We start from the raw sequence: 12,332 nt of genomic DNA on the forward strand, positions 1-12,332 counted from the left end.
CATACCTTCGACCCAGCTAGGACGCAGCCTGTGCATCACGACGACGAACCGGTCTTCAAGCGGAGCAAGTGGGGAACGAACCGCTACTACTACAACCCTCGCAACCCCGTCGGGCTCGCCCTCATCGTCATCACCGTGCTCGTCGTCGGGACGCTGCTGATCCTCATGGCCAACCGGGCCGGACCGTTCGAGCCACCGCCTGCCCCCGCACCGTGGAATCCCGCGCCGGTCACCACCGGCCCGCCAGGCCACTGAACGGCCTGGGGTTGGTCTCGAACCGGAGCGCCGTCAAAATGCCGTAGCCATCACATCAGCGGTGCGTCAGGGTCCGGTGTCGAGGCCCGTACCGGCCCTAACGTCACCCCCATGGGACGACGTTTCACGCAGTCCGCAACCGGTGCTCACGCCGGCGCGGAGCCTCGAGGGCCTATCACACGCGACATCCACTGGGCCGGCGAGATGCGCTCGGCCATCGGTGTCGCGTCCCTCCTGTACTCGGCCCTGCTCGCCATGGACGCGGGTTTCGGCAAGCTCGACGCGACCCGCGGCGCCCTCTGGACCGGCCTGGCCGCCCTCTTCTTCGTGATCCTGCTGCCGTCCAGGGTCTCCGTAGGTCCCGGTCTGCTCAGCGCCCGAGGACTGCTGGTGGAACACACTGTCCGCACCGACTCCCTCGTCTCGGTCAGGTGGTCCGACGGGGTGGCCCAGCGGATGATCCTCCGCGACACGGAGGGAAGCCAGGTCGAGATCGATCCGACCGTCCTGGTCCGCAATCCCGCGATGTGGCGCCGGGTCGACACAGACACCCGCACATCGATCCAGCGCGGCACTCTGCTGTGCGGCGAGACGGCCCTGCGCCGGCTGGCAGAGCGTATCGACCGCGAGACGGCCCTCACGGTCTTCAAAGTCTCAGGCCTGCAGTGATCGACGGTCGGTGACTTCTGTGCACCCGGGCAGTGGCTGACGCGAGTCACTGATCCTCCGTCGGGGAGGGCGCAGACGGGGTGATCGGCCGCCGGGAGGCCGCCGCCGGAAGCGTGAGCGTCACGGCAAAGCCGGGGCCGACGGCTGCGGCTTCAAGGGTGCCCCCCATCGTCTCCGTGAGGTCACGGCACATCCGCAGGGTCAGACTGTCCGGCGTGCGACTCGGATGTGTGCCGCGTTCCGCTCCCTGCACTTCGTCGTTGGTGCCGTCCGTCATGTAGATCTCCACCTGACCAGCCCGGGTCTTGCCTGTCAGCCGCGCGGGCCGGTCCGGCGGGCTGTGGCGTTGGGCCTCGGCCGCCAAAGCGGTCAGCACGCGAGTGAGCACCGCCGCGTCGGCGATCACGTCGGGCAGCAGCTCCGGCAGGCTGCATTGGATCGCATGGCCACCAGGACCCAGGTCGTCCAGAACGGCGGTCAGCAGCTCGTCGAGATCGACCGGTCGCAGATACAGATCCAGTGCCCCGGCGTGCAGGCGGCTCAACTCGTCGAGGTCCGAGAGAAGCTGGACCGCACGCCGCACCGACGACCGAGCTATGGCGAGGTTCCGGCTCTCTCTCATATCCGTGCCGACGCCTAGGCCATCCAGCGCTTCGTCGGCTGTGCGCAGTGGGCCCCGCAGATCGCGGCTCGCGGTGAGGAGGAGCGAGGCCCGAGTGTGCTCGGCTTCGGCGCGCAGGCCCGTTTCGGCATCGTGGGCAGCGAGCCGGCCGTGGGAGTAGGCCATGCCCAACTGGGCCGCGCACGCTCCCAGTACTCGCTGGTCATCGCTGCTCAGCGGGCGCCCTCGGGCAGCCAGGGTGAGGTCGTCGCCGACGGGGCTGTCCACATCCGCGTCGTACGGGCGCTCGGGTGGATCCTCACCGGTGCTGGCGACGACGTACCAGCGGGGCTCGGCGGCATGCCCCGTATCGCGTTCCAACAGACTCACCGCATCCAGGCCGAAGTCCTCCCGTACCTGTTCGAGCAAGGTCGGCAGGTCCTGGCCGTGCATCATGGCGGTGGCCAGCCGACTCAGTGCCCGGGCCTCGGAGCTCGCGCGGACGGCCTGGTACGTGCTGCGTGCGGCCGCACCCGCAGCCATGCCGACGATGACGGCCGTGACGACGTACACCACCAGCGCTATGACGTCGGCGAGGTGCTGTACGCGCAACGAGTGCATCGGCGGGGTGAAGTAGTAGTCGGCGAGCAGTCCCGCGGCAAGAGCGGCCACCAGTGCGGGAACGAGGCCACCGACCAGGGCGATCACGACAACGGCGAGCAGGTAGAGCACCAAGGCGAGGGAGAGATCCACGTGCTCGCCCAGGAGAACCAAGAGGGCGGTCAGGCCCGGGAGCGTGATCGCCGCGAGCAGCATCGCCGTCCAGAAGCGCCGTGGGCCGGTGGCGCGGCTCGGGTGCGGCAGTCGCAGCGGGGAAGTCGAGCCGGCGGCGTGCTCATGGGTGATCACGAGTACGTCGATGGGGCCGGATCGCCGGATCGTCCGGTGCCCCACACCGCCACGGAGGAACGTGGAGAGCCTTCCGCGGCGGCTCGCGCCCAGCACGATCTGCGTGACGTTCTCGGCCTCCGCGAACTGGAGCAGCGCCTCGGGGATGTCGTCGCCGGTGGTCTGGTGGTAGCTGCCGCCCAGCGACTCCACCAGGGCCCGCTGGGCGGCGAGGGCGGCCGGATCGCCGTGGGTGAGGCCGTCGCTCGGTACGACGTGCAATGCCAGCAGCTCACTGCCGGGGACTCGGGCGCTGATCCGGGCGCTGCGGCGGATCAGAGTTTCTCCCTCGGGGCCGCCGGTGAGGGCAACCATGATGCGCTCGCGGGTTTCCCAGGGGGTGGTGATGCCGTGTTCCGCGCGGTAGCGCTGCAGTCCTTCCTCAACGCGGTCGGCAAGCCACAGCAGGGCGAGTTCGCGTAGGGCGGTGAGGTTGCCGACGCGGAAGTAGTGGGTGAGGGCGGCCTCGATGCGGTCCGAGGGATAGATCTCGCCGTGCAGCATGCGTCGGCGCAGCAGCTCGGGCGGCAGGTCCACCAGTTCGATCTGGTCCGCGCGGCGTGCCACCTCGTCGGGCAGGGTCTCACGCTGCGGGACACCGGTGATCTGCCGGACCACGTCGCCCAGGGACTCCAGGTGCTGGACGTTGAGCGTGGTGACTACGTCGATCCCCGCGTCGAGGAGTTCCTCGACGTCCTGCCATCGCTTGGCATGGCGGGAGCCGGGCACATTGGTGTGGGCCAGTTCGTCGACCAAGGCGACCTGCGGCTGGCGGGCGAGCACCCCGTCCAGGTCCATCTCGGTGAAGCTCGCACCCCGGTACTCCATGGGGCGCCGGGAAATGATCTCCAGCCCCTCGGCAAGGGCAGCCGTGGGCCGCCGACCGTGCGGCTCGACGAAACCGACGACCACATCGGCACCGGCCGAAGCCAGCCGCTGCCCTTCCTCGAGCATCGCGTACGTCTTTCCCACCCCCGGGGCGGCCCCGAGGTAGATCCGCAATCGCCCACGCACCATCGACGGGCTCCTGCCCGCTCGTCACACCCCCTCGGCCCCCGCATCCCATGGTGCGCCCAACCGCGCTCCCGCGCTCGCAATCCGCGCGGGAGCGCAGGTCAGACGCCCTGATGCGACGGCTACTCTCGGGCGGCATGGCTTCCCCACACATGATGTCGAGGACGGCGACGAGCCAGCGAATCGGACCGTCGTCCCCGGGCTCAGCCTCCTTGGCCTGTGCCTCTCGGACGCTGCGCACGCGTGATCAACACCAGGGCGAACAGCAACACCACGGTGCCGGGCACGGTGAACATGGTGCGGTAGGCGGAATCGACCGCCAGGAGACCGATCAGCTGGATGCCCAGCGCGATCGCGATCAGGAGCTGTGCCCAGCCGAAAAGCCGGAGACGGACGATGTGCCGCCGCTGCCAGGGCAGCAGCCAGCCACTGCTGAGTGTGGCGATGCCGGAGCCGGCGAGCAGTAGCGCTGTGACAGCGATCAGTGCGCCGATGCCGTAGCGGATCCCCATGCGGGCTCCTTTCAGTGGGTGTGTGCCATGGGTGATTGTGGTGGGCCGTACAAGGGCCCGGCTGACCGGGCCTGCGGATCGTGGTCGATGTGGTGACCGCTTCGGATCAGTCAGCTTCGGCACGGGCTTCCACGTCCTCGATGCCGGATGGACGTCCGGCTCGGACCCAGCGGAGGTAGAAGGCTCCGCCGATGGCGAGGGTGGCGACCAGGGAGAGGATGGGCCAGCCACGGAGGAGGTTCACCAGGAGGGTGAAAGCCACCGTGACGGCCGCCATGGCATTCAGCCAGGCGAGGGCGGGCTTGCGCTCGGTACGGGCGAAGCGGGTCATGGCCAGCAGGCCGACGAGGAAGCTGACGAAGACCGCGACCGCGTAGAAGAGGACGAGCTCCTGCTCCTCCCCCGCGGCAGCCACGATGATCACCGCCGCCGCGGCCAGGTAGACGACGACGGACCAGTACGGGGTGTGGTGCCGGTTGGTCCGACCCAGCAGTTCGGGCAGCACACCCGGGCGCTCCGGTGTGCCGGCCAGAGCCTTGAGGAGTCCCGGGCCTGCCTGGAAGGAGGAGCTGGCGGCGGCCAAGAGCAGAAGGGAGCTGGTCACCTGGAAGGCTCCGTAGAGCCAGCCGGATCCGGCGGCGGCGTGGGCGATGTCGGCGATCTGGGTGGAGTCCTTGTCCGGGATGCCGATGCGGAGGCGCACGGCGAGCGCGGTCAGGGCCAGGGTGAGGCCCCCGACGATGACCAGGAGCAGGGCGAGGGTGCCGCGCCCGAAGCGGCGGCGGTGGGTGTCGTCGAGCTGGCCGAGCTGCGCGATGGCCGTGGACGGGGCCTCGATGCCGGTGGCCAGGGCCATCGCGACGGGGAAGGCGAGGACGACCGCGAGGGCGGCGGAGCGGCCCGGGTCCGTCGAGGCGGGGGCCTCACCCATGGTGTGCGGTGAGACGAAGCCGTGTACGAGCACGGCGACGCAGACGAGCACGAAGAGCACGGTCATGACGGCGAACAGCAGCCGCCCGCCGTGTCCGAACCAGGTCAGCCCGGCGACGACCAGCAGCAGGAGCAGGGCGAGCGGGACACGGAAGGGCGCGGCGGCGGGGAAGAGGGCGATCACGGCGCTGGCGGCGGCCGCGATGGAGATGCCGATGGTGAGGACGAAGTCGACGACGAGCGCGCCGATGGGTACGAACGTCCAGCGCGGCCCGAAGGCCCGCCCGGCCGCAGCCGCCGCCCCACCGCCCTTGGGGAAACGGCGCACCAGTTGCCAGTAGTTGGCGGTGACCACCACGACCAGGCCCACCACCAGCGACATCGTCGGCAGCAGCAGGGCGAGATCGCCGTGCAGGGCGCGCAGCGCCGCCTCGATGGCGTACGCCACGGAGGAGACTGGATCTGCGATCACAGCGAAAGCGAACGCGAAGAAAAGGACCGAACGGCGCGGACTCCGGCGGCCGGGCCCGCCTGGCAGGGGCGCAGGCGCAGCGGGCTGCTGTATGGCGGTCATGACGGATGCCTTTCAAAGCGAGAGCCGGAGCCCATGGAAGAACCCATGGCTCCTGACCGCCGACCAGACTTCCCGGCACACCAGGCGTCAAGAATACGTCAGAAGTCCGTTAACGAAGAGCAGAAATCCACTGTGTTGACAGGGCACTTGAGCGCTGGGCCCGCTGGCCCGGCCGCATGGCTGCGCCCAGTCAGCGGCCGGTGCCACGGCTGGTCCGGTCGTCGTCAGGTCGGCGGTGCGGTTCAGGCGTGCGTCGCGTTCATCTTCGGCTGCCAGGAGTTGAGCAAAGACATGGGAAGCTGCCCCTTTCGCCGCCGGAGTGGTGGTGGCGACATCGTCCCGTGCGGCGCCGGTACACCGCCGGTTCCTTGGTCCCAGGGCGCGTCGCGCCCTACCACCGCTTCTCCTTCCTGGCGGTGATCGTGCGGCGGATCCCGTATGCGGCGGCGCCCGCGGCCAGGACCGCGGCGCCGGTGATCACCGATGAGCGGGCAGGGCGAAGGCCAGGACCAGGGCAGCTGGCCAGCCCCACCACGGGGATGATCCGCGCCGGTCGTCCTTCGGCTGCTGTGAGGGTCCAGGCGGAGGCATTGGCGATCGCGTAGTAGACCAGGGCACCAAAACTCGGCTGTTCACCGGCCCCCGAGGCGGTCGTATGTACACGATCGGCGGGCACAACTCGCTCACCACCACGCAGTACTAGCTGCACCCCGACGACCGCCGGGTCACCGCCGCCAGCACCACGCTCTTCGCGCACCTCAGCGTGTTGCGAGCCCGCGGTCGCTCACGGTACCGATCATGGTCGCCACCTGACGCGGTCAAGCGGGTTGGTCCCCAAGTGGTCCCCAAAAACGATCAAGGGGCCGTTTCAGATTGCTCTGAAACGGCCCCTGACCTGCGACTTCGAAAAGTCGGGACGACAGGATTTGAACCTGCGACCCCTTGACCCCCAGTCAAGTGCGCTACCAAGCTGCGCCACGTCCCGATGTGCTTTCGACCTGGGGTTTCCCCCTGCTCGGCGGCACATGCAGAACATTACCCCACGCAGACGGGTGTGCATGCACCGGTAATGGACGAGGGCGAGGATGGGGCGGTGAACACACGCGATCGGGATGCCGAGGGGCGGGCGCGCAGTGCGCGGCCCAGGGACGGACTGGGGCGGCCGCTGCCCTACGGAACGCCAGGAGTGGAGCGGCAGCCCGAAGGGGTGGTGCGTACGTCCGCGCAGACCGTCCGGGAGGCTCAGCGGCTGCTGGACGCCGGGATGCCGTTCCACGCGCACGAGGTGTTCGAGGACGCCTGGAAGTCCGGGCCCGGGGCCGCGGCCCCGCTCTGGCGGGGGCTCGCGCAGCTCGCGGTCGGGCTGACGCACGCCGCGCGCGGGAACGCGGTCGGCGGGGCGCGGCTGCTGCGCCGCGGGGCCGCCGGGATCGAGGGGCTGGACGGGCGGCCGTACGGGGTCGACGTGCCGGGCCTGGTGCGCTGGGCCCGGGAGCTGGCCGGCCGGGTCACGGACGGCGGCCCGGCCGTCGATGCCGCGCGGGAGGCGCCCCGGCTAGCGGGCGGGCTGGAGTAGGTCCCAGCGGTTGCCGTAGAGGTCCTCGAAGACGGCCACGGAGCCGTACGCCTCGTGGCGCGGCTCCTCCAGGAAGCGGACGCCCTCGGCGGCCATCCGGGCGTGGTCGCCGGCGAAGTCGTCGGTGTAGAGGAAGAAGCCGACGCGACCGCCCGTCTGGTCGCCGACCCGGGAGCGCTGGGCCTCGTCCTTGGCGCGGGCGAGCAGCAGCGCGGTCTCCTTGGCGCCGGGCGGGCGGACCACGACCCAGCGGGAGCCGTCCGGGCGCTCGGTGTCCTCGGCGAGCTCGAAGCCTAGGGCGCGAGTGTAGAAGTCGATGGCCTCGTCGTAGTCGTGTACCACGAGGGCGGTGAGGGCGATGTGGGTGGGCATGCCCTCATTGTGCGCCGAGGAGGATCACTTCCAGGGTGCGGGGGCCGTGCACGCCTTCCACCCGGTCCAGCTCGATGTCGCTGGTGGCGGAGGGTCCGGAGATCCACGTCAGCGGGCGGACGGGATCGAGGCGTTCGAGGGCCTGCGGTACGGAGTCCACCAGCTGCTCGGGGACGCGGACGACGCAGATGTGGTGGTCGGGGATCAGCGTGATGCGGCGCCGGCCCTGGTCCGGGCCCCCGTCGAGGATGATCGTGCCCGTCTCGGCGACGGCCAGGGCGCAGCCCGTCACGACACTGTCGACCGCGTCCAGTTCGTACGGGCTGGACCCGGCCCGGTCGTGGACGCGGGTCGGGTCGGCCGCCGCGAGCCAGTGCGGGGGCAGCGCGGGCGGTACGAGGACCGTCCGGGAGCCGCGCTCGGCCAGGAGCCGCATCAGCAGCAGGGGGAGGCCGCCCTCGTCGGTGCGGTGGACGTTCGCGCGGTACTCGGCCAGGTTGGCGGCGAGGAGGTCGGCGCTCCCGGCCGGGGTGCGGGCGCCGTGCGCGCGGAGGTAGTCCCGGGGGATGTCCACCTCGGGGCCGCCCGGCACGGCCCGGCGGATGCGGGCCAGGATGCGGTCCTTGCTCGTCACTGCGGGGTCCCCCGTTCCCTGGTCCACCAGTCGCGGAAGGACTCCGCCGGAATGCCGGGCAGTTCGCGGGTGGCGGTCCAGGCCCGCCCCGGCCCCGGCAGCCGGCGCGGACGCAGCCGGCGGGCCCGGGCCAGCAGGCGTTCGCCCGCCCGGAGGGCCGCCGGGTGGTCGAGGAGCAGCCGGGCGGCGCGCATGGCGGCCCGTTCGGCGGTGTGACCGTGCGCGGGGCGGATGGTGACGCGGATGCCGTCCCGGGTCACCGGGCCGCCCTGGACCACCCGTTCGCGCAGGTGGACGAGGACCTCGGGGATGTCGATGGCGACGGGGCAGACTTCGTAGCAGGCCCCGCAGAGCGTGGACGCGAAGGGCAGGGAGGCGTCGATCTCGCTTCCGGTGCCGCGCAGTTGGGGGCTGAGGATGGCGCCGATGGGGCCCGGGTAGACGGAACCGTAGGCGTGCCCGCCGGCGCGCTCGTAGACGGGGCAGACGTTGAGGCAGGCGGAGCAGCGGATGCAGCGCAGGGCCTGGCGGCCCACCTCGTCGGCGAGGGTGTCGGTGCGTCCGTTGTCGAGGAGGACGAGGTGGAAGGCGCTGGGCCCGTCGCCGTCCGTCGTGCCCGTCCACATGGTCGTGTACGGGTTCATCCGCTCGGCCGTCGAGGAGCGGGGCAGCGTCTGGAGGAAGATCTCCAGGTCGCGGAAGGTCGGGACCACCTTCTCCACGCCCACCACCGAGATCAGGGTTTCGGGCAGCGTCAGGCACATCCGTCCGTTGCCCTCGGACTCGAAGACGACCATCGTGCCGGTCTCGGCGACCATGAAGTTGGCGCCGGAGACGGCGACCTTGGCCCGCAGGAACTTCTCGCGCAGGTGCAGGCGCGCCGCCTCGGCGAGCTCCCGCGGGTCGTCGCCGAGCGGGTCGGGCGCCGGCCGGCCCCACCGGCCCATCTCGGCGCGGAAGGTGTCGCGGATCTCGGCACGGTTGCGGTGGATGGCCGGGACCAGGATGTGCGAGGGCCGGTCGTGGCCGAGCTGGACGATGAGTTCGGCGAGGTCGGTCTCGTACGCGGCGATCCCGGCGGCCTCCAGCGCCTCGTTGAGGCCGATCTCCTGGGTGGCCATGGACTTGACCTTGACCACTTCCCGCTCGCCCGTCGCCCGGATCAGGCCGGTGACGATCCGGTTCGCCTCCTCGGCGTCGGCCGCCCAGTGGACGGTGCCGCCGGCCGCCGTCACCGCCTGCTCCAATTGGAGGAGGTAGCGCTCGAGATGGCGCAGGGTGTGGTCCTTGACGGCCTTGCCGGCCGCGCGCAGCCGGTCCCAGTCCGCCAGCTCGGCGACCGCCCGGGCCCGTTTGTCGCGGATGGTGTGCGTGGCGCGGCGCAGATTGGCGCGCAGTACGTCGTCCCGTACGGCTTCGCGGGCCGCGTCGGGAAACGCGGGCATGCCGAGATGGACACCCGTCATCGCAGCGGTTCCTCCTCTGTCGCGGCCAGGATCTCGGCGAGGTGCAGGGCGCGCAGCGGGGCTCCGGCCCGGCGCAGCAGGCCGTCGAGGTGGGCCAGGCAGGAGTTGTCGGCGCCGCACAGCACCTGCGCGCCCGTGGCCCGGGCGTTCGCGGTCTTGTCCTCGCCCATCGCGGCCGACACGTCCGGGTTCTTGACCGCGAAGGTCCCGCCGAAGCCGCAGCACTCCTCGGCGCCGGGCAGCTCGATCAGCTCCAGGCCCTTGACCGCGGCGAGCAGCCGTCGCGGCCGGTCCCCGAGCCCGAGTCCCCGCAGACCATGGCAAGAGGGGTGATAGGTGACGGTGTGCGGGAAGTAGGCGCCCACGTCGGTGACGCCCAGCACGTCGACCAGGAACTCGGTCAGCTCGTACACGCGGGGTGCCAGCGACCGCGCCGCCTGCGCGAGCGCGGTGCCGCGCCCCTCCCCCGCCGCCTTTCGCCCGATGCGCGGGTAGTGCTCGCGGATCATCGCGGCGCACGACCCGGAGGGGGTGACCACGTACTGGTACCCCGCGAAGGCCTCGGCCGTCCGGCGCACCAGCGGTTCGGCCTCGTGCCGGTAGCCGGTGTTGTACTGCGGCTGGCCGCAGCAGCTCTGGGCCGCCGGGAAGTCCACGGTGACGCCGAGCCGCTCCAGGAGCCGCACGACGGCGATGCCGGTCCGCGGGTACAGCGCGTCGTTGACGCAGGTGACGAACAGGGCGACGCGCATGACGGGCACAATAGCGCCGTGAAGAAGTTCTCAGTGATCGGCATAGGCGCGGGCGACCCGGACCACCTGACCCTCCAGGCCGTCAAGGCGATCGGCGCGGCGGACGCGTTCCTCATCCTGGAGAAGGGCGAGGAGAAGGCGGACCTGACCGGGCTGCGGCGCGCGATGCTCGACGAGCACGCCCGCCCCGGCCACAGGCTGGTGGAGGGCCGGGACCCCGACCGGGACCGGACCCCCGCCGACTACACCCCGACGGTGGACGGCTGGCGCAGCGCGCGGGCCGAGCTCTTCGAGCGGTTCATCGCGGAGGATCTGGCGGAGGGCGAGACCGGGGCGTTCCTGGTGTGGGGCGACCCCTCGCTGTACGACTCCACCCTCGCCATCCTCGACGAGGTGCTGGAGCGGGGCCGGGTGGCTTTCGAGCACGAGGTGGTACCCGGCATCAGCAGCGTCTCGGCGCTGCTGGCGCGGCACCGGACCAACCTGAACCGGGTGGGCCGCCCGGTCCAGATCACCACCGGGCGGCGGCTGGCCGAGGGCTGGCCGCAGGACGTGGACGACGTGGTGGTGATGCTGGACGCGCGGCACGCCTTCACCGCCCACCTTGACCGGGACCTCTTCATCTACTGGGGGGCGTACGTCGGCACCCCGGACGAGATCCTGGTCCAGGGCAAGCTCGCGGACGTCGCCGGGCGCATCGAGGAGCTGCGCACCGAGGCCCGGGCCCGCAAGGGCTGGATCATGGACACGTACCTGCTCAGGCGCGGCTGAGCCCCTCCTTACCCCAGGAACGCGGGCAGGGCGGCGGCGAGGCGTTCGTACTCCTGGGGGTGGTTGTAGACCTGCCCGCACACGCGCAGGCCGCCGCCGCCCGGCCGGGGCCAGACCAGGACCCGGGTGCGGAGCTTCGCCGCGAGCTCCTCGCGCATGGCCCGGGCTGCGTCCTGGGTCTGCGCGACGCCGGGCGGCAGCAGCAGGGAGCGCATCGGGAGGCCCGGGGTGTGCGGGAGGACGGTGAACCCGGGGATCCGGGCGAGCAGGTCCGCGCCGTAGGCGGCGAGCGCGCTGTTGTGGGCCCGGACCTTGGCGGCGTCGAGGCGGTCGAGCAGGTCGAGGCCCTCGGGGGCTGCCAGCCATCCGGTGTAGTCGGCGGTGGCCCGGTATTCGACCGAGCGGGGGAAGCCGCGGTGGTCCTCCCAGGAGGGCACCAGGGCCCTGACGCGGTGCCGGTGGGCGGGGGCCACGGCGAGGAGCGCACTGCCGGAGGGCGCGTAGCCCCACTTGTGCAGGTTCCCGAACCAGAAGTCGGCGCCGGCGGCGATCGGCTCGGCCAGCGTGCCGGGGGTGTGGGCGCCGTCGACGACGGTGGTGATCCCGCGCGCGGCGAGGTCCGCGAGGAGCCTGGGGCCGGCCACGAGGCGGGCGGTCGGCGAGCTGACGTGGTCGAGCAGGGCCACCTTCGTGCGGGGCGTGAGCGCCGCCAGCACGGTCTCGCGTACGGCGTCCTCGTCGGGCAGGTGCGGGTCCAGGGCCACCGTGGTGACGGTCGCGCGGCGGGCGGCCGCCGCGGTCACGGTGCCGTAGCCGTGGTCGGTGACCAGGATCTCGTCGCCGTCGGCGAGCGGGACGGCGTCGAGGGCGATGTTGGCGCCCTCGGTGGCGTTGGAGATGAAGGCGAGGCCTTCGGGGTCCGTCCCGAGGTGGGCGGCGATCCGGCTCCGGGCCCCGGCCAGCCGGTCCGAGACGGCGTTGAAGAAGGCGTCGGGGTCGGCGTGGGCCTCGGCGCGCAGCGCCTGCTGGGCCTCCTGGACGGGGAGGGGAACCGCCCCGTAGGAGCCGTGGTTGAGGTGGGCGACGCCCGGGTCCAGCCGGAACAGGGCGTCGCCGCCGGGGAAGGCGGTCGGGGTGGCGTGCTCGGTCACGGGTACCTCCGGGTGAGGGGTGCGGCAGGCTGCCTCCGGATCATGCAGGGGCGGCGGACGGGCCGCCAAGGCCAATTCCGGCAGGGTGGCCCGGCCGCGGCCACCGT

The 12,332-nt window shown here is 71.7% G+C and carries 13 protein-coding genes and 1 tRNA gene; 4 read left to right on the forward strand and 10 right to left on the reverse strand.

Annotated elements, in window-relative coordinates; translation table 11 throughout:
• The first annotated feature begins 30 nt into the window (after positions 1 to 30).
• Together ACFCZ1_RS23670 and ACFCZ1_RS23675 are read left to right on the forward strand one after the other, a co-directional pair.
• Positions 31 to 255, forward strand: coding sequence for a hypothetical protein (locus ACFCZ1_RS23670; RefSeq protein ID WP_214346505.1), 225 nt, complete (start codon positions 31 to 33; stop codon positions 253 to 255).
• A 204-nt stretch (positions 256 to 459) separates the two neighbouring features.
• Entirely contained in the window at positions 460 to 924 is a 465-nt protein-coding gene (locus tag ACFCZ1_RS23675; RefSeq protein ID WP_376680270.1) for a hypothetical protein, read from the forward strand.
• Positions 925 to 970: 46 nt separating this feature from the next.
• Here the strand turns inward: ACFCZ1_RS23675 and ACFCZ1_RS23680 are convergent, their stop codons facing one another.
• The 5 genes from ACFCZ1_RS23680 to ACFCZ1_RS23700 all read right to left on the reverse strand — a co-directional run bounded on the left by ACFCZ1_RS23680 (position 971) and on the right by ACFCZ1_RS23700 (position 6,488).
• On the reverse strand, positions 971 to 3,490 hold the full coding sequence (locus tag ACFCZ1_RS23680; protein WP_376680271.1) for a DUF4118 domain-containing protein: 2,520 nt from the start codon (positions 3,488 to 3,490) through the stop codon (positions 971 to 973).
• A 200-nt stretch (positions 3,491 to 3,690) separates the two neighbouring features.
• Positions 3,691 to 3,999, reverse strand: a complete 309-nt coding sequence (locus ACFCZ1_RS23685; protein ID WP_376680272.1) for a hypothetical protein — start codon at positions 3,997 to 3,999, stop codon at positions 3,691 to 3,693.
• A 106-nt stretch (positions 4,000 to 4,105) separates the two neighbouring features.
• Positions 4,106 to 5,401, reverse strand: coding sequence for an amino acid permease (locus tag ACFCZ1_RS23690; RefSeq protein WP_376680273.1), 1,296 nt, complete (start codon positions 5,399 to 5,401; stop codon positions 4,106 to 4,108).
• A gap of 493 nt (positions 5,402 to 5,894) precedes the next feature.
• The gene (locus tag ACFCZ1_RS23695; protein ID WP_376680274.1) at positions 5,895 to 6,179 is read right to left on the reverse strand and encodes a hypothetical protein; all 285 of its coding nucleotides are present in this window, start codon (positions 6,177 to 6,179) and stop codon (positions 5,895 to 5,897) included.
• 235 nt (positions 6,180 to 6,414) lie between these two features.
• Positions 6,415 to 6,488, reverse strand: a tRNA-Pro gene (locus ACFCZ1_RS23700).
• Positions 6,489 to 6,572: 84 nt separating this feature from the next.
• Between ACFCZ1_RS23700 and ACFCZ1_RS23705 the strand changes: the two genes are divergently transcribed.
• Positions 6,573 to 7,079: a DUF309 domain-containing protein gene (locus ACFCZ1_RS23705; RefSeq protein WP_376680349.1), complete on the forward strand. Its 507-nt coding sequence runs from the start codon at positions 6,573 to 6,575 to the stop codon at positions 7,077 to 7,079.
• On the opposite strand, the gene ACFCZ1_RS23710 is transcribed toward ACFCZ1_RS23705, so the two are convergent.
• Genes ACFCZ1_RS23710 through ACFCZ1_RS23725 form a run of 4 tightly spaced genes read right to left on the reverse strand, consistent with a single transcriptional unit; the run spans position 7,059 to position 10,303 of the window.
• Positions 7,059 to 7,451 carry a VOC family protein gene (locus ACFCZ1_RS23710; RefSeq protein WP_376680275.1) on the reverse strand — a complete coding sequence of 131 codons (393 nt, stop codon included), beginning with the start codon at positions 7,449 to 7,451 and terminating at the stop codon, positions 7,059 to 7,061. The two genes, ACFCZ1_RS23705 and ACFCZ1_RS23710, sit on opposite strands and share 21 nt — an antisense overlap.
• Positions 7,452 to 7,455: 4 nt before the next feature.
• Positions 7,456 to 8,085: a lactate utilization protein C gene (locus tag ACFCZ1_RS23715; RefSeq protein ID WP_376680276.1), complete on the reverse strand. Its 630-nt coding sequence runs from the start codon at positions 8,083 to 8,085 to the stop codon at positions 7,456 to 7,458.
• A complete protein-coding gene (locus ACFCZ1_RS23720; protein WP_376680277.1) occupies positions 8,082 to 9,551 on the reverse strand; it encodes a lactate utilization protein B in 1,470 nt (489 codons plus the stop codon). The genes ACFCZ1_RS23715 and ACFCZ1_RS23720 overlap by 4 nt, the downstream gene beginning before the upstream one ends.
• Entirely contained in the window at positions 9,548 to 10,303 is a 756-nt protein-coding gene (locus ACFCZ1_RS23725; protein WP_376680278.1) for a (Fe-S)-binding protein, read from the reverse strand. The genes ACFCZ1_RS23720 and ACFCZ1_RS23725 overlap by 4 nt, the downstream gene beginning before the upstream one ends.
• An 18-nt stretch (positions 10,304 to 10,321) precedes the next feature.
• Between ACFCZ1_RS23725 and cobF the strand changes: the two genes are divergently transcribed.
• Positions 10,322 to 11,074 carry a precorrin-6A synthase (deacetylating) gene (cobF, locus tag ACFCZ1_RS23730; RefSeq protein WP_376680279.1) on the forward strand — a complete coding sequence of 251 codons (753 nt, stop codon included), beginning with the start codon at positions 10,322 to 10,324 and terminating at the stop codon, positions 11,072 to 11,074.
• A gap of 8 nt (positions 11,075 to 11,082) precedes the next feature.
• Here the strand turns inward: cobF and ACFCZ1_RS23735 are convergent, their stop codons facing one another.
• A complete protein-coding gene (locus ACFCZ1_RS23735) occupies positions 11,083 to 12,225 on the reverse strand; it encodes an aminotransferase class V-fold PLP-dependent enzyme (protein WP_376680280.1) in 1,143 nt (380 codons plus the stop codon).
• Positions 12,226 to 12,332: the final 107 nt, after the last annotated feature.

It is taken from the genome of Streptomyces sp. NPDC056224 (assembly GCF_042267665.1).
Classification (GTDB): domain Bacteria; phylum Actinomycetota; class Actinomycetes; order Streptomycetales; family Streptomycetaceae; genus Streptomyces.